The sequence below is a fragment of the Fulvivirga imtechensis AK7 genome, from assembly GCF_000331535.1.
Classification (GTDB): domain Bacteria; phylum Bacteroidota; class Bacteroidia; order Cytophagales; family Cyclobacteriaceae; genus Fulvivirga; species Fulvivirga imtechensis.
Map to the genome: position 1 here is coordinate 23,238 of NZ_AMZN01000053.1, position 17,719 is coordinate 40,956.

Here is a 17,719-nt window from a genome sequence, read left to right on the forward strand (position 1 = left end):
TCGTTAAACATAGCCCAGTTTTCTGCGTACTTTGCCAAGAACTTCCCTGGCAATAACACGGGCCTTTTCTTCTCCTTCTTTTAATTTATTATCCAGTTCTTCAGGGTTTTCCATATAATAACTGAATAACTTTCGCTGCTCTGCATACTCTTCCACTAGCAACTCAAAAAGCGCTTGTTTGGCATGGCCATAGCCATAGTTGCCTGCCAGGTATTTGTTGCGTAGCTGTTCCGTTTGCCCTGGTGAAGCTATCAATCTATAAATCGCAAACACATTACAGGTATCGGGGTTCTTGGGTTCCTCAAGAGGCGTGCTATCAGTAACAATAGACATCACCTGCTTTCTAAGCTGCTTTTCAGGTAGGAACAGATCGATAGTATTGCCATAAGACTTACTCATTTTCTGACCGTCAGTACCTGGTATGGTCATTACATTTTCGTCTATCTGTGCTTCGGGAACCACAAAAGTATCACCATATATATTGTTAAAAATGTTGGCGATGTCTCTTGTAATCTCCAGGTGTTGCTTCTGATCTTTACCCACAGGCACTATATTAGCATCGTAAAGCAGGATATCACAGGCCATAAGCACAGGATAGGTAAACAGACCTGCATTCACATCGGCCAGTTTATCCGATTTTTCTTTAAATGAATGTGCATTAGCCAACATGGGGAAAGGAGTGAAGCAGTTGAGGTACCATGTCAGTTCGCACACCTCCGGTATGCGGGATTGTCTGTAGAAGAGGTTTGTATCCGTATCAAAACCAAAGGCAAGCCAGGCGGCAGCAGTGGCATTGACATTGTCAATGCGAAGTTGAGCATCCTTAATTGTCGTAAGGGAGTGGAGGTCGGCTATAAAAAAGAGGGAATCATTGTCCTTCTGCCTGGAAAGCTCAATAGCCGGTTTAATTGCTCCGAGTATATTTCCAAGGTGTGGCCTTCCGCTACTCTGAATGCCTGTAAGAATTCTCGCCATGATTTGAAATTTTTGGCAAATAAAAGAAAAACAGTTTAGAAATGATAAGCGCGCCAAGTAATAAGTGAACCTTTTTGTGTTAATACTGATTAATAGATCATCTTATGTTCCGCAGTTATTGTTGTTATTGATCTGTTAATTCCTCATCAGAATACTGGCAGACTATCGACATTTTATTATTTTTAACGAATAATATTTCTTGCAAAAGGGTTTGGCCCTGGAATTGAAAAAAATACATGTTATGACCGTAAAGCATTTTTTGTTGGTAATAGTTGGAATGGTATCTACAGTTTTTGTTTATGCCCAGCAAGCTGAGGAGCTTGTGTTTAGCGAAAAGACCTTTGATTTTGGAACCGTTAAAGAAGAAGATGGACCCATTATCCATGAATTCAGCTTTATCAACAAAGGTTTAAAGCCGATAAAGATCACTGGCGTCAAAGCTTCCTGTGGGTGTACTACTCCGGACTGGACTAAAGAAACCGTTAACCCTGGTGAAACAGGTTATATCCAGGCCCAGTATAATCCACGCAATCGCCCCGGAGCATTTAATAAGAGCCTTACCGTTACTACAGATGCTTCAAACACACCTATGAGGCTGTATATTAAAGGAAATGTGGTGCCAAAGCCAAAGTCTGTAGAGGAGGAATTACCCACCGCCATGGGTGGGTTGCGGGTGAAGTATCGCTCTTTCAATATGGGTAAAGTGGAGACCACTGATGAACCTGCGGTGAAGGAGTTTCAGGTTTATAATATGAGTGAGACCCCGGTTACATTTCTGGAAAAGCAGGAGGCGCCTTCTTACATCAGGTTGGAGTTCGATCCTCAGGTGCTGGCCCCTGCTTCGGAGGGTGTGGTCAAGGTGATCTATGATGCTAAAGCGAAAAATGATCTTGGCTTTAGCTCTGATAATGTAAAATTCTTGACAGATGAGGAGGGAGATGATGCGGTGAAATCGATTTCTGTTTATGCTACCATAGAAGAATATTTTCCACCGATGAGCCGGGAGGAGATGGATAAGGCGCCTCGTCTTAAGCTGGATGAAAATGTCCATGATTTTGGAAAGCTGAATGCTGATAAAAGTACAACCGGCAAGTTTACACTTACAAATGTTGGAGGGGGTCCATTAAAAATACGTCAGACAAAGTCCAACTGTACCTGTGTGGTAGCCAAATTGGGTAAAGAGACCCTGGAACCCGGGGAGAGTACCGAAATGGAGGTAACTTTTAACTCAGAAGGAAGGCGCGGCAATCAGCAAAAATCGGTCACCATCTTTTCCAATGACCCGCGAGGTTCAGCCCAGCGTGTGACTATTAAGGGGTACGTTAATAGCGATTAAATATGGTCACTGGTGTTAAGTTAAGCATACTTTAGCCATACCAAGCTTTGTTGTTTTTGTCCCATGCTGCCTTAAAAAATACACGGCTATGCTCATATTTTTTGCGTTGCCTGGAACAAAAATAACTACAACTTATACGACACAGTACACTTAACTCAACACTAGCTGCTAGTCACGAGTCATTGGTCAGGTTCAATCTATGGCCGGTGTCTTAAAAGTAGGCAGTTGGCAGAAGCAGTAGGCAAGTAGCGTCCTGAGTGTTTAGTCATGAGTATTGAGTGTCGAGTTACGAATGCTGCGTTACTAATCCTATAAAAGACTAGTAAAGCTTTTCAGCAAGAAACCAGCAACCGACTGACCAGAACCAGCAACCAACAATTACACCATATCCGTAGCTACTTTGTAGGTAGGATCTTCGTAGTAATTTACTTCAATAATAGCCGAGGCATTATTCATAAGTTTGCGGCAATCTTCACTCAAGTGCCTTAAATGTACTTTTTTTCCAACTTTAGCGTAGCGTTCGGTTACTTTATTGAGCGCTTCAATAGCGCTATGATCCACTACTCTTGATTCTTGAAAGTCTATTACCACATGTTCGGGATCATTAGCCACATCAAATTTTTCATTAAATGCCGCTACTGATCCGAAAAACAAAGGTCCGTAGATCTCATAATGCTTGTGTCCATGCTCGTCCAGGCTTTTTCGGGCTCTGATACGCTTGGCGTTTTCCCATGCAAATGCAAGTGCCGAGATTACCACTCCAAGAATTACGGCCACGGCAAGGTTGTGAAAGATAACGGTTACACCAGCTACCAATACCATTACAATTACGTCAGTGAGGGGTACTTTTCTGAATATTCTCAGGCTTGCCCATTCAAAAGTGCCAATAGATACCATAAACATAAGCCCTACGAGCGCTGCCATGGGTATTTGCTCTATGAGTGATGACCCAAATAGTACAAAAAGCAGTAAAAACACCGCAGCAACGATCCCTGAAAGCCTGAACCGGCCACCGGAACTCACATTAATAATACTCTGGCCTATCATTGCGCATCCGCCCATTCCGCCAAAAAAGCCCGTTGCTATATTGGCAACACCTTGAGCCACACATTCTTTATTGCCCCGTCCTCTTGTTTCAGTCATTTCATCAACCACTGCCAAAGTGAGCAGACTTTCAATTAAACCTACCAGAGCCATGATTAACGAGTAAGGAAAGATAATGGTCAGCGTTTCCCAGTTTAATGGGACCACCGGAAAATGGAACTCGGGTAGTCCACCGGCAATGGAGGCAATATCACCTACTGTTTTTGTAGGTATACCAGCATAGATTACCACCAGTGAAATACTTACAATGGCCATTAATGAAGAAGGTACTGCCCTGGTAAGCTTAGGGAGAAAATGAATAATGGCCATTGTAAGTATTACGAGGCCCAGCATAGTATATAGTGGCTCACCAGTGAGCCATTGCAAGTTGCCAGAAGCATCTCGGGCTTTAAATTGACTTAGTTGAGCCAGGAATATGACTATAGCCAACCCGTTAAGAAAGCCGTAGATCACCGGATGCGGAACTAGTCTGATGAATTTACCCATCCGTAGTACACCTATAACTATTTGAATAAGCCCCATGAGTACAGCGGCAGCAAAAAGGTATTCAACACCATGCCTGGCCACAAGAGTAACAATAACTACAGCTATAGCACCTGTGGCTCCCGAGATCATTCCTGGCCTGCCCCCAAGAATGGATGTGATCAGCCCGATAATAAATGCAGTATATAGTCCGATCAGAGGGCTTACACCTGCAATAATGGAAAATGCTACTGCCTCTGGTACCAGAGCCAATGCTACGGTTAGGCCCGACAATATTTCATTTTTAGGGTTGAATCCCTTCGTCTTCAATTGCTGAATAAAGGTCATTTATAGAATAATTAGGGTTTGTAAGAAAACGCTAAGTGGCTTTACGAAAACGTTGCTGCCAAAGGACGCGGCGAAGGGCCAAAAAGCGGAGTCCGCGGGGGATGAGCATTTTTGGGTCGGGCGTAACGCAGACATTGACATTTTCTTAGAGACACTATAATTAATAATTAGAGAATAGTTGACTCGTCTTCATTGCTTCAATGAATGAGTCGGACAGAATACTATGATAGACGCGCTAATAGCCTGAGTGAGTATCAGGGTGGAGTCGGACGGGTGTGTTTTATACTGTGTTTCATAAAGAAGCTGCGAAGATAAAGTGCTATTAGGTAATAAGCAAAGAGGGGACAGCTATTTAATAAAAAAAAGTGCTACTATCAGCAGCAGGCGAAGTGAAGCTGGAATGGTTAAAGTACACCTGCTGATGTGCTGATAGTAGCGGTTTCGGTTTAAGATTGATTATTGGTGTGCTTATCTATATTAGGCTTACGAGTATTTCTATTTGGTTTTGTCCGCGCATCCTGTTCAGGTAGGTCATCATCATCAACATGTCTCACACGAACGCGATCGCTCTCCTTCATTTTTTTACGGTCGTAGCTACTTGTTTTGATGGCCGCTTTACTCTGTTCATTCTGAGTTGGGCTTCCCTTATGGGTTTTTCCTCCGCTTTTGGTTTTTTCAGACTGTCGTGGCATATCGGTGAGGTTTAAGTGATTAGTTTATTCCATACCTGATTAACAAACAGACATACCAATGGTTATGGCATAGTAAATATTTTAACGTGAGTTCGATACAGTGGAACCGATGAAAGGTATACATATCAGAAAACAGCCAAAAGAACCTCTTTTTAATATCATTATTCACAGAATCAACCGAAAGTTGTTGCGTGCCTTCCCGAGGCAAATTCAGAGGCAAGTTCGGGACAGGGCAGAATGACCGCCTATTTTTATGGGTTCTATATCCGAACTCATGTTATTTTAGAGTAGTTAATGGATATGCTGGCAGATCAAAGGTGCTATACTCCTTACCTCAAGAAAATCATCCTGAATATTGATGGCGTTTTTATGTGTGTCTGTACAGATCACTTTGCGGATCAGTCCGGATGATTTTAGTTTATCCAGTCCGTTGTTAATGAACAAACCATGTGTGGTGATAACATAAATATCCGAAGCGCCTGCTTGTTTGTAGGTTCGGGCGGCATTGATGATACTGCCTCCGGAGCGGATCATATCATCATAAATAACCACTTTCTTGCCTTCAACATCTGCATTTACGGCACTTACTTCAGTGTGGTCTCCTTTGATACGCCTCTTCAGGATAAAGGCTGCATTTACCCCGGCATCATTGGCAAGTGATTCTACCCATTTGGCACGGCCGGAGTCTGTACTGGCCATTACAAAATCATCACCAGCATAGTCCTTTGCGGTGTCAATGACTATATCCTTGCAGTAAACATGAATTGGATACAGGTGGCCTTCAAAATAATGAGGAATACCCTCAGTATGAAGGTCAAAAAGATAGATCTTGTTGCCCTTGTTACTTCTGGGAATGGAGGACAACAGCCGTGCCCGTGTTTTTGCTGTTACAATCTCCCCGGGTAATACAGATCGCTCCATAGTTGAATATCCATAGTAGGGTACCACCAGGCTTAGAGAATTAGCCCCGCAACTGACAATTGAAGATGCGAGATCAAATAATTCTAAAGTAGCCTGATCATTGATCGTGCCACCTACGATCACTACGTTCCGGTCTTCCACGGAGGTTATTATCCTTTGATAGCGCTCTTCATCGGAAAAGAAATTCACTTCCACCTCCCCGTTTTCAAAATCGCCACAATCAAGCATCTTGTTGGCCAGGTATGTGTAATCGGTAGTGTGGAACAATAGCTTTTTCATAATTTTAGTTTTGCGGTATGTATGTTAATAAATAGTTTAAACCTCAAGTGTAACATTTAAGTGATCTGCCACTATTCTACACACCAGGTACTCATACTATACCACCAAAGCTATTGGTTAATGTACTTAAAAACAAAGCTGAGCCCAAGGCACAGCAAACCAAGTATTGGGAAGGGGGCTCCAGCTAATGAGCCGTGAACCAAAGCATGCGCTAACTGTATCTTCGTCATCTCACCTGCAGCATCTGCTGCCTGTAATACGTCCATATATCCTTTTACAAGACCGATGACTCCAAAGGTAAGAGCTGTCAGGCCTAAGGGTACAAGCGAATGCCCCGAGAGGCCGGGCTTTCTAAAAAGATGCTTATTGAGCGATTGCCACAGACCTATTCCAAATATTAAAAAAAGACAGAGATACAAGACAACAGATATCCATGAGGAGACGGGGTAGGGTAAAGTCATAACTATAGATTTTAAGGCTCAAATTAACGTTATTTCCCTGAATACAAAATTATTTTTTCTTTCATAAAACACTTTGAACCAAGATTTTCAGGAAATGTCAGGTATAATAACCTCGGAACCCGGAACTATCCTTTTTCTTTTTTTAAAGCCTCGATCTCAGATGGCTCTATGTGAACCAGCACGTCTTGTATCTCAGGTAAATTTTCCTGAATATAATTCTTTACCTCGTGAGCTATCTCATGTCCATCGGCAACGGAGATGTTGGAGTCGACCCAAATGTGCATATCTACTATATGCATAACGCCCATTTTTCGGGTATAGCACTTTTCCACATGATGCACACCTTTAACATGGAAGGCCAACTCTTTTACCTGTTTATTTAATTCAGGAACAAGTGATTCATCCAATAGTTCACCGATGGCCGGCCTGGCAATATGGTAGGCATTATAGCCAATAACAATAGCGGCAAGTATTGCGGCATAATCATCAGCCGACTCATAGCCTTCACCACCTATAATGGCAATAGATATACCCACAAAAGCTGCAACTGATGTAATGGCATCACTTCTGTGGTGGAAGGCATCCGCTTTAACTGCTCCGCTGTTTATTTCTTCTGCGGTTTTTAGTACGTAGCGGTAGAGCAGTTCCTTTACCACAACAACACCCACTAAAATGATGAGAGTAAATGGTGCAGGAGTTTTGTGTGGGGTCAATATATTATTGATACTGTCTTTCGTGATGATAATTGCGGCCGTGGTAAGCGCCAGAGCAATGCCCAACGCTATTAATGCCTCGGCTTTCCCATGTCCGTAGGGATGGTTCTTGTCAGGGGGGCGAGCCGACCATTTTAACCCTAACCAGAGCATGGTTGAAGAAAGCACATCCCCGGCTGATTCTATGGCATCAGCGATAAGGGCATACGAATTGCCAAATATTCCGCCCAAAGCCTTCACTACTGCCAGTACGGTACTAATAATAATGCCTGTTAGTGTGGTTTTCAGGCCTTTTTCCGTAGGGTGTGAAATATTCTCTTGCACTTCTTTATTCAAATCCTTTACAATCTGCAGGGGGAACGGATACCCCCGCTGCCTGCTGATATACCAATGAGGCGCCCAGATCACCCATGTATGTAAGCATGCCGCTGCCGATAAGCATTAACGTAACTACAACGGCTGTCCAGATTTTTTTAAAACCCGGAAGTTTGTCGGATATTATGGACAAATCCAGAATTGAAGCCACTGAGAAAATATACGCAAGGTAGTAGGCCATGTTTTCATGACTTTTAAGCACTGTTGGATCACAAATCGACCTGCTTACTCTTCCATCTGCGAGATCTCCTGTGTAAATAGCTATCCATGCCGTAATAGTACCCAAATACAACAAAAGGCTTCCTGATGAGGTTAAAAATTGCTTCTTTACAAATATAGCAATTAACTTCAGCAGTGTGCCCAACAGCAGAAATGCTATTGGAAAATGGACGGACAGAGCATGATAAACCTCTGTCCTTATCCAATCCGGTAATAATCCCATACTTTATTCAAGTACTCTTACTGCAATAGGATCAAGTCTCTTACCCACTTTCTCAACTTCAACTTCAACCTTCATGCCTTTTTTTAATACTTCAAAATCTGCAGGGGCACCATTTTGGGTGAGGGTGGTTTGATCAGTAAAGTAGAGCTCTAGTTTTTTGTTGTCTGCTGTTTTTACATATATCTCTGTTTTTTCAGGCTCAACTTTATCGATAGTGCCCTGGTAGGTACCAGACTCAACTACATCGGTACCCCCTCCGCAGGCGGCCAAAGTAACAACAAACAAAATAGCCAATGATACTGCGGAAAGATAATTTGTTATTCTCTTCATAAATAAAAATGTTTAAAATTATTAATGTGAAATCTGTGCCCTAATAAACAGTTATAAAACCAAATGCTCTAGCCTGAATGTGGGTTTTATTTAAACGGTGTATTGTAGCGGGTTCAAAGTTACTAAACCACAGGCATAACCCCGAACAATTTATGTGAGGTCATCGTCCGGATCATGATCATGAGGCCCAACTCCAGGTGGGTTGAACAGCCCCCAGCGGTCGATAGTGTAGTTCCATTGGTCAAACTGGCTCACCCATTCAATGAATAACAACCTGTATTCTTCAATCGCTTCTCTGATCAGGTGGAGATACTGTGTTTCCTTAAAACCAAACATCTCCAAACCACTGCAATGTGTCATCAGGTCACGGGCGGCTTTTCTGATGATGGTTGCATTTTCCATTCTGATATCGTATAGATCGGCTGCTTCTGCACCAGCTACCTTTACGGTGAGCATGGCAGCATCTTCCAACATAAATTCCTTGTAATTGCACAACATACGGTCATCATCATCAGCAATCAAGTCAGTGATCTTTGAGGTAAGGTCGAATATTTCCTTGCCCTTTTTGAATATCGGTAGCTGTTCAGGGTTTATGGTATGATCGTCTTCTTCTTCGTGCATGTGCTGCTCACTTTCTCATGCCAAATTTACTTAACTTATCCTGATGACCAAAAAATGTACGGCTTTATCAGTATATGCGGGAGTCTATTGTGATAAAAGAGCACTAATTAGTGTCTCTAAGAAAACGTCATCTGCGTTATGCTCGTCCCAAAAATGCTCACGTACCCCCAGTACGCTCCGCTTTTTGGCACTTCACAAGCCTTGACCTTAACGTTTTCTTAAAGCCACTTAGAGTTTTCTTACAAACACTAATTAGTGTCTCTAAGAAAACGCCAATGTCTGCGTTATGCTTGCCCCAAAATGCTTTGTGATCATTACACTAGTACCCAGTGCGATTCGCTTTTTGCGACTTCACAAGACTTGCCCCTCAGTCAAGCGATCCCTTTAGTAAATCTTCCATGCTCTTTAGATAAGAATGTTATCCCGAGACAAACGACAACTTTTAATTGATTTTGAGGATAATGACATTATGCATCATTAACCACAGAGGAGGAACAGAATCACAGACCACCACGTCATCCTGGAATTTTCGTAGAGCAACGGAGAAAATATTCAGGATCCCCTGATCCGTTGGCAGAGGCTGAAGTTCAGTCACAACCAGTAGCGAGGAGATCCCGGATCTTCACTGTGTTACGTCCGGGATGACGGTAGTGGAGAATTGAATAATTATCTGACTATCAGTATGTAATTTAGCCATTTGCTCACAGCCTTGGCTTTTTTGTTATCCCGAAAGCTTCTTAAAATTTTCTTTCAGACACCAATTAGTCTACTACTTCAACATTCACAGCATTCAGCCCTTTACGACCCTGCTCCACATTGTATGTTACACTGTCGTTTTCATTGATTTCGTGGATAAGACCACTTTCATGTACAAAAATATCTTCCTGTGAATCGTCTTGTACTATAAAACCGAAGCCCTTTGTTCTGTTAAAGAATTTTACTGTTCCTTTTTTCATTTTTATTATAATTGATTATCTGTACTTATTTTTGTTGTGTTTATCGCCATCTTTATCTTCTTCGACTTTCTTTTCATCCGGAGGTGTGGAGGTGATGTTCCCATATTCGTCTACATAGGCTATCATTTGATCCAGATCACCACCTGTAGAGTTTTCCTTTCTTTCTTGCTTCTTTTGAAGCTTTTCTTCCTTCTTCTTTTGTTTCTTTTTTTCTCTCTGTTGCTTAATGAAGCTGTTTTGAGATCGTGCCATATGATATGCTTTTAGTTAATAAATGTGACTGCCTTCCCTGCTTTGCCTGCTCTGCCAGTGCGACCTATCCTGTGGATATAGTCATCATACGTTTTAGGTATTTCGTAATTGATAACCATTGAAACATCTGTTACATCGATGCCTCTTGCCATCACATCAGTGGCTACCAGTACAGTGATTTTCCCGTCTTTAAATCGCTTTAACGCTTTTTCCCGCGCTTGCTGGCTCTTGTTCCCGTGTATTTCATCAGCGCGTATGCCTGCTGTGTTCAATTGTTTCGATAGTTTATTGGCCCTCCTCTTGGTTTCGCAGAAAAGAATTACACGGCTGTCGTGGATATTTTCATTGGACAGTATCCTGACCAGGGAATCAAATTTATTTTCTCCCTCAGATACACTGACTACGTCCTGATGAATATTGCTGGATGATTTGAGCGCTGTTGTTGCTTTTACCCTGACTGAAGTGGGCACAATTTTATTAATTATACCTTCCTGGGCCGCGGGCATAGTAGCTGAAAATAACAGCGTTTGTTTCCGGGCTGTCATCTGACTAATGATCCTCTCAATATCTCTGATAAATCCCATGTCCAGCATTCTATCGAATTCGTCCAGAACCAGGAGTGGAAAATTTTTAAAAGGAAGTTTTCCACGCTGCGCCATATCCATTATCCTGCCAGGCGTACCAATGATGATATGTGACGGTCTGGCAAGCGCGGCCAGCGACTTGTTCATATTTGTTCCCCCGATAAGTGTTGTTGAGAACAAACGTGCTCCTATGGTCAGTTTTTTGAATTCATCTTCAATCTGCAGGGCCAGTTCACGAGTGGGTGTAATGATCAAGGTGTCGAAATGTGCCGGATTAGCCAGCAGCCTATTGATGATAGGTACCAAAAAGGCGCCTGTCTTACCAGTGCCGGTTCCTGCCACCCCAACCACATTTTTTCCGCTAAGAATATGGTTAATACTTTTATCCTGTATCTCGGTGGGGCTGCTATAGCCACGCTCTTTGATCCTTCTGATCAGTTCGGCATTTAAGGGAAAATCTTCAAAATTATTTTCAATTTGATAGGGCTCTTGCCGCTCATTTATGACAGTTCTGTTGATGAATTTATTAATATCTATGTTTGTTCCCTTGCTTTTTTTATTGTCAGATCGGGTACGATTAAATTTCGAGGCGGGTCTTGTGGGCCTCTTCTTAGTTTTATACATTTTTATAATTTTAAGTACATTAAAAAGATGCTTCACCACTCCTGTGGAGAGCATTGCTGTGAACGGAAATATAGCCTGAGCCTACTTTAGGATCACATAGTTGCTATCAGCCAATACCAAAAAGAATGATTTTTCGGAATATACTGATCTGCTTGAAAAATTTCGGTTTCGATATTTTTAGAAAAGAACCGACTTTGGTCAAAGTCGAAGGATTTTAAAGAAAAGAATCTTTTGAGAAATTTTCTGAAAGAGATTGCCTCTACTTTGATAAAGTACAAAGGTAGCATGAATAAAGTTAGGAACCTAATGGAATGTCTTATATTAAGACTTATTGTTTCAGTGGCAGGCGTAGGAGTACCATTACTTCGTCAGGGTGTTGGCGATACCTGGCATCAGCCTCTTCGGTGCCTAAAACTTTAAACCGGTCTATGATCACGCCATTTCTGATGATGCTTAAAAAGATTGAACCGTGCTTTTGTGTGGCCTTCAACTCTGTTACCGAAAGGTAATAGGAACGCTGTACCTCTTCCTGACAAGTTTGCAAATCCGACCACAGAAATTCCGTGTCACCTACAAGCCGCCATTCCACAAATTGACAACAGGCCCACACCGGATAGTAATTTTTAGATATGCGTTGCATTCTCACCGTATCAGCATCATAGAATTGGTTGTCTTCATTGCAGCTAATGTAGATATACTTATCTTCTCTGTAGGTGAGGTAGTTTCTGATAAATTTCTTCAAGATGGGGCCATCTTCCATGGTCTTTGCTTCCATTTCAATAGAATGCATGCTTTCATTGGCATGATGTAATTCTGCCAAAGCGGGCCGCGTTTGTCCGGGAGCTTGTTGTGTCAAAAGTAGCAATATCCAAAAAAGGACCTTCTGCATAGTGATAATTAGTACTTGTACGAAAACTCTAAGTGGCTTTAAGAAAACATTAAGAATCAAGGCTTATGAAGTGCCAAAAAGCGCAGTTGGGGGTACGTGAGCATTTTTGGGACGAGCATAAAGCAGACATTAACGTTTTCTTAGAGACACTAATTATGTTCACTATATCCTATGCCAATGGTTTGCCAAACGGAAAAAACGTATATTTTTGAATTTCCGGGTATTATTACCGGTAATTAGTGAGGCCTAAATTCCCCTTGATGTAGTTATGCCTTCGAGTTATAAACACTAATTTTTTTCACAAAAGGAGGCTGCCTCAACAGGTTTCGTCATCTGTACTTGTTTCATAATCCTTTTCTATTTCTGTGCTTGACGATTATTCCAAAGCGAAGCCTGGAATAGCGAACATTCTATAAGACAGCATGTGACAAAAAGAACAAAGCTTGGTATGGCTAAAGTACACTTAACTCAACACTGGTGTCTATAAGAAAACTCTAAGTGGATTTAAGAAAACGTTCCCGCTAAAGAGCTGGATGAAGTGCCAAAAATGCTCACGAACTGAGATATGAGAGCATTTTTGGGACAAGCATAACGCAGACATTGGTGTTTTCTTAGGGACACTATCTATCCCTCATATTCTTTCAAAGCATTGTCAATTAAAGTTCTCAAGTGTGCTTTATGTGCTTTTGATGCTATGTTTCCCGTTGATGAACCTGCTTTTATTTTGATAGCGTTAAGGTTATAAAGGGCCATAGATTTAGCTATATTGCTATACTTGCCTACTCTGTCTTTATTTAATATGTCTATCAGCATTTTGGTATACTCCAGTTGCAGGTTTTGCCGGAATGAATTTATCGCAGCAGAAGATATATCCGCATCAAATATCGCCTGATTCAGATCGGTCATGAATTCTACCAGATCATAATCGTTACCGTAAAGTTCAGTGTCAGTCAGGCGCTGCAGTGTATTTTCGTGTAGCAAATGCTGAAGTATGGATCGTTGTGCAGACAGTACAGTTTCATGTATCTTTGGATCTTCAGTATCTCTGGAAAAGTTGAACCCTCTTCGCTGCATTGCCAGATGGCTAAACAGATCAGAAGGTATGTCAAAAGCAGCAGGACTAAATATGTTCTCGCTCAGCAATTGCATCGCTCTTTTTTGGTCTTGATAAGCCACAGGTGTAAATGGCTGTTTTGCGCCATCCTGCCCCACCACTGAACGGTCTACATAAATTCCTCCGATAAACCGTGATGCAACCCGCCCGGCCTGCGCATACTGTGCGTGCAGAATGTAAAACGCTTGCCTTAGCTCCTGGTAGCTCTGACCTTTTTTAGAATACTGTCCTTTTATCTGCCCCATCATATGCTTCACGAGTTCCATTCTGTCTGCTGAATATGACAACTGGTCGTTAGACTGGTCACCGATCATCACTCGAGGGTCAACACCACGGTCGGAGGATCGCATATCATCAGCATCGTTTCCAAATAGCAACTGAGGCTCGGTAGACCTGGCAAGGATCTCATCTAATTCCGAAGCATTTTTTACCACCTTATATCCGAATTCGATCGCCCACTCATCGTAAGGGCCAATGGTTGGAGAAAAGTACTGTCCCTGCTGGCTCCTGTCTTTTGTTGCATTAATGGCCAAATAATCCATTACGGAGCCTGAAAGCGCCTTTCCCTTAATAAAATCTTTGTCGTTGAGTTGAGTGGGTGTATATAGCTGGCTTGCTTTCATATTATGGTTCAGGCCCAGTGTGTGACCGACCTCGTGCATGATCAGCTCCATCATGGCTTCTTTCTTCATACCCTCCAGTTCCAGGGCATTAGCTCCTTCTGCCAGCATTACAGCCTGACCGAAAAGGCTATTTTCGAGCATCATATTGCCATAAAAACAGTGTTTCGAAGCATCATCAACACCCCATTCAGGCATGTGGTGCTCGGCAGTGGGATTAAGATCGAAAAGATTGGAATATGCTACCCTGTTGGTATGGAAGATGAATTCAAGCATAATATCAGCACCCATGATCTGGCCTGTTTTAGGGTTGACAAAGCTTGGACCATAGCCCCCAAAAGCAGGCTGGGGAGAAGAAGTCCATCTGAGCACGTTATAACGAATATCCCCGGCATCCCAGTCGGCATCGTCAGGCTGCACCTTAACCTCGATTGCATTTTTAAAACCGGCCTTCTCAAAGGCTTTATTCCACTGCAATACAGCTTTTTTTACGGTCTCTCTGAATTCCAGGGGAGTAGTGTTTTCAATCCACCAGGTAATAGGAGTTACGGGTTCTGAAAGCACAGCTTCCGGCTCCTTCTTTTTTAAATGCCAGCGCTCGATCATATCCCGGTAAGGTGTGGGGCTTACAGATGTCATATCGTCCACCTGCGTAGTGAAATAGCCCACCCGAGGATCGTCAAATCGGGGTGTGAAATCATTTTCGGGCATTGCGATAAGGCTGTGGTAAACTTTTATGCTCACATTTCGCCCGTCAGCGATAGCATTGGAGCCACTATTGAGTACGGAAGAGCTGCTGTATACGTATTCAACAAGAAAATCAGCATTTTCAGGGTAGTTCCTTATGGCTCTGACTTTGGTTTTTTCATTATCCAGTTGCCCCAGGGTGAATGAGTTGAGCGGCAAACCGAAAAACTTTGGCGGCTTAACTTGTTCGAATGTCTCTTTTAAGAACAGGTTATCGGCTTTGATCAGGTAACGGGAGTTGGTGCTGGCTTCTATTTTTTCAGTGGCCATAATTCCCTTACTAGTATTGGCTTCTGCTGATCTGCTTAAGGGGTTTTCTTCATCAAAATAGAAGGAGTTATTCTGAGTTATAAAATCCAGTTTGTCGTAGTACTTTTCTATTTTAAAAACCTTTGAGCCCCGATAAGCTCCCCGGAAGGCGTAGGCTTCTCTAACACCATCGGCAATCTGACTGAAATAAATGTATTCCTTATTCAATTGGTTTTCTCTGACCTCCATATATAATGAGCCCGATGTGGTATCTCTGTAGAAAGTGAAAAGTCCATCTATTTTCTCGCATTTCTTTACCAGATCATTAATGGATTTTTTCTCAGACTTGCGCGTAGTTTGCTCCGGGGCCTCGTTCCCGGATTTCTTTTTCTTTTGAGCTTCAACAGGGGCCGTTATTAAAAGCAGGTAAAACGCCATAAAGACCCACTTAATTTTTAAGGAGGAAGATAACATGATTAAACAAAGTTAAAATTGTAAGTAGATAAAGACTGAAAATAATAAATTTATATATAACTGTGTATTAAAAAACATGCCAGAATTCAAATTTTATTTTTTGTAAGACCTGATTTACAATAGGAGCAATATTTTGCTTAAGCCTTAGCGAAGCTGACTCAAAACAAGAGTTGAATTCATCTTCCACTTCGAAAACACAAATACCGGATAAAAAGTGTAAAAAACTTTAATTTTATTTTTTGCTATAGCATGACGGTAAGGGCAGTACTGTAAAATGCCCGTGTTAACTTTTTCAATCGTTACCGGTGGTGTTGCACTTTTGGTCTTTATTTATTTCAGGTGCGTCAGGAGTACTTGTATTGCATCCCGTAGATTTTAAAATCTAATAGATTATTCCGAATTTGTGATCTGATAGTAGACCGGGTTCCAATATTTCCAATAAAAAGAATAGCAAATGAACACGACACAAAAGGAAGTGCCCGCACAATTTCAGGTAGCGCCATTAAGCCAGAATACTTACTTGGTAAATGGGGAACTGAAACCATGGGAGGGTAAAATGACAGAGGTGTATTCTTCCATACATACTGTAAATACACAAGGGGAGTATACTCCTACCTTGCTTGGAACTGTCCCTCATATGACCGGGGAAGGAGCGCTGGATGCACTTGATGCCGCATGTACGGCCTATAATAAAGGACAAGGTGTATGGCCAACAATGAAAGTGGCTGATCGTGTAGCTTGTATGGAGAAATTTGTCGCACAAATGAAAACTCAACGCGATGAGGTGGTGAAGCTTCTGATGTGGGAAATAGGCAAAAGCCTGCCGGATTCGCAAAAGGAATTTGACAGAACGGTGGATTATATCTACGATACTATTGAGGATTATAAGCAACTCGACAGGAACAGTGCGAAGTTTCAGAAACATGAAGGTGTTCATGCCCATATTCGCAGAGGCCCTTTGGGTGTGGTGCTTTGCCTTGGCCCTTATAATTATCCGCTGAACGAAACGTTTGCCTTGTTGATACCCGCACTGATTATGGGAAACACGGCTATTTTTAAGCCGGCCAAACATGGTGTTTTATTAATCACCCCGTTGCTGGAGGCTTTTAGAAGCAGTTTTCCTGCCGGTGTTGTGAATATTATTTACGGAAGGGGCAGAGAGGTAGCAGCGCCAATTATGAAAACAGGCAAAGTTGATGTGCTGGCCCTCATCGGTAATAGTAAGTCAGCGATAGCGCTGCAAGATCAACATCCGAATAAGAACAGGCTACGTCTTGTGCTAGGATTGGAAGCTAAAAATCCGGCTATTGTACTGCCGGATGCCGACCTTGATTTGGCAATTGATGAGTGTATAACAGGCACCCTGTCATTCAATGGCCAGCGATGCACGGCTTTGAAGATACTATATGTACATGATGATATCATCAGTGAGTTCAACAGGCGATTTGCTGAACGTGTCGATACACTTAAGTTTGGCAATCCATGGGATGAAGGAGTGAAGCTGACACCACTTCCTGAGCCTGATAAACCTGACTACATACAAGGGCTGATTGATGATGCAGTAGATAAAGGGGCGAAGGTAATCAATGAGAAAGGCGGACAAATTACTGAAAACTATATATTCCCTGCAGTGCTGTATCCCGTTACCAAAGAGATGAGGGTGTATGAGGAAGAGCAATTCGGCCCTGTGATACCTATACTGTCGTTTAAAGATATTGAGGAGCCCCTAAATGATATGGCAGAGTCGAACTATGGGCAGCAGGTGAGCCTTTTTGGCCAGGATGTACAAACTATAGCGCCACTGATCGATACACTGGTCAACCTGGTGTGCAGGGTCAATCTCAACAGCTCCTGCCAGCGTGGTCCGGATGTTTATCCTTTTACCGGCAGAAAGGATTCTGCGGTAAGCACATTAAGTGTGCATGATGCGTTACGGTCGTTTTCGATCCGGACATTTGTGGCTTCAAAGGATAATCCTTACAACAATAAGATATTGCAGGACCTGCTTGATAGCAAGGCCTCGAACTTTGTGAACACGGACTATATTTTGTAGAGATATTCAGGCTGTCTCAAAAGACCAAGCTCAAAACTGAAAGTCATTCTGACGGAGTCCCGATAATTATAATAATTATCGGGATCCTTGACTTTGGC

At 42.3% G+C, this 17,719-nt stretch carries 16 protein-coding genes; 2 read left to right on the forward strand and 14 right to left on the reverse strand.

Annotated elements, in window-relative coordinates; genetic code table 11:
• Positions 1 to 3 precede the first annotated feature (3 nt).
• Positions 4 to 975 carry a tryptophan--tRNA ligase gene (gene trpS, locus C900_RS16065; RefSeq protein ID WP_009581111.1) on the reverse strand — a complete coding sequence of 324 codons (972 nt, stop codon included), beginning with the start codon at positions 973 to 975 and terminating at the stop codon, positions 4 to 6.
• A 241-nt stretch (positions 976 to 1,216) separates the two neighbouring features.
• On the opposite strand from trpS, the gene C900_RS16070 reads away from it, so the two are divergent.
• Complete coding sequence (locus C900_RS16070; RefSeq protein ID WP_009581113.1) at positions 1,217 to 2,311, forward strand: DUF1573 domain-containing protein; 1,095 nt, start codon at positions 1,217 to 1,219, stop codon at positions 2,309 to 2,311.
• Between the two features lie 378 nt (positions 2,312 to 2,689).
• Here C900_RS16070 and C900_RS16075 read toward each other — a convergent pair whose 3' ends face one another.
• From C900_RS16075 to C900_RS16140, 13 genes are all read right to left on the reverse strand, one after another.
• Positions 2,690 to 4,225, reverse strand: a complete 1,536-nt coding sequence (locus C900_RS16075) for a SulP family inorganic anion transporter (protein WP_009581114.1) — start codon at positions 4,223 to 4,225, stop codon at positions 2,690 to 2,692.
• A gap of 446 nt (positions 4,226 to 4,671) precedes the next feature.
• A complete protein-coding gene (locus C900_RS16080) occupies positions 4,672 to 4,917 on the reverse strand; it encodes a hypothetical protein (RefSeq protein ID WP_009581115.1) in 246 nt (81 codons plus the stop codon).
• Positions 4,918 to 5,208: 291 nt separating this feature from the next.
• Positions 5,209 to 6,117: a ribose-phosphate diphosphokinase gene (locus C900_RS16085; RefSeq protein ID WP_009581116.1), complete on the reverse strand. Its 909-nt coding sequence runs from the start codon at positions 6,115 to 6,117 to the stop codon at positions 5,209 to 5,211.
• 110 nt (positions 6,118 to 6,227) lie between these two features.
• A complete protein-coding gene (locus tag C900_RS16090; RefSeq protein ID WP_040496933.1) occupies positions 6,228 to 6,578 on the reverse strand; it encodes a hypothetical protein in 351 nt (116 codons plus the stop codon).
• 125 nt (positions 6,579 to 6,703) lie between these two features.
• Complete coding sequence (locus tag C900_RS16095) at positions 6,704 to 7,627, reverse strand: cation diffusion facilitator family transporter (RefSeq protein WP_009581118.1); 924 nt, start codon at positions 7,625 to 7,627, stop codon at positions 6,704 to 6,706.
• The gene (locus tag C900_RS16100; RefSeq protein ID WP_040496934.1) at positions 7,620 to 8,108 is read right to left on the reverse strand and encodes a DUF2231 domain-containing protein; all 489 of its coding nucleotides are present in this window, start codon (positions 8,106 to 8,108) and stop codon (positions 7,620 to 7,622) included. The genes C900_RS16095 and C900_RS16100 overlap by 8 nt, the downstream gene beginning before the upstream one ends.
• A 3-nt stretch (positions 8,109 to 8,111) precedes the next feature.
• The gene (locus C900_RS16105; RefSeq protein ID WP_009581120.1) at positions 8,112 to 8,438 is read right to left on the reverse strand and encodes a hypothetical protein; all 327 of its coding nucleotides are present in this window, start codon (positions 8,436 to 8,438) and stop codon (positions 8,112 to 8,114) included.
• A gap of 150 nt (positions 8,439 to 8,588) precedes the next feature.
• The gene (locus C900_RS16110; RefSeq protein WP_009581121.1) at positions 8,589 to 9,059 is read right to left on the reverse strand and encodes a hypothetical protein; all 471 of its coding nucleotides are present in this window, start codon (positions 9,057 to 9,059) and stop codon (positions 8,589 to 8,591) included.
• A gap of 761 nt (positions 9,060 to 9,820) precedes the next feature.
• Positions 9,821 to 10,015 carry a cold-shock protein gene (locus C900_RS29950; RefSeq protein WP_009581122.1) on the reverse strand — a complete coding sequence of 65 codons (195 nt, stop codon included), beginning with the start codon at positions 10,013 to 10,015 and terminating at the stop codon, positions 9,821 to 9,823.
• 15 nt (positions 10,016 to 10,030) lie between these two features.
• Positions 10,031 to 10,267: a hypothetical protein gene (locus C900_RS29955; protein WP_009581123.1), complete on the reverse strand. Its 237-nt coding sequence runs from the start codon at positions 10,265 to 10,267 to the stop codon at positions 10,031 to 10,033.
• Between the two features lie 11 nt (positions 10,268 to 10,278).
• Positions 10,279 to 11,475 carry a DEAD/DEAH box helicase gene (locus C900_RS16125; RefSeq protein WP_185113976.1) on the reverse strand — a complete coding sequence of 399 codons (1,197 nt, stop codon included), beginning with the start codon at positions 11,473 to 11,475 and terminating at the stop codon, positions 10,279 to 10,281.
• Between the two features lie 328 nt (positions 11,476 to 11,803).
• On the reverse strand, positions 11,804 to 12,295 hold the full coding sequence (locus tag C900_RS16135) for a hypothetical protein (protein WP_009581125.1): 492 nt from the start codon (positions 12,293 to 12,295) through the stop codon (positions 11,804 to 11,806).
• A 693-nt stretch (positions 12,296 to 12,988) separates the two neighbouring features.
• Positions 12,989 to 15,532, reverse strand: a complete 2,544-nt coding sequence (locus C900_RS16140) for a zinc-dependent metalloprotease (RefSeq protein WP_009581127.1) — start codon at positions 15,530 to 15,532, stop codon at positions 12,989 to 12,991.
• Positions 15,533 to 16,022: 490 nt separating this feature from the next.
• Between C900_RS16140 and C900_RS16145 the strand changes: the two genes are divergently transcribed.
• On the forward strand, positions 16,023 to 17,621 hold the full coding sequence (locus C900_RS16145; RefSeq protein ID WP_009581129.1) for an NADP-dependent glyceraldehyde-3-phosphate dehydrogenase: 1,599 nt from the start codon (positions 16,023 to 16,025) through the stop codon (positions 17,619 to 17,621).
• Positions 17,622 to 17,719 lie beyond the last annotated feature (98 nt).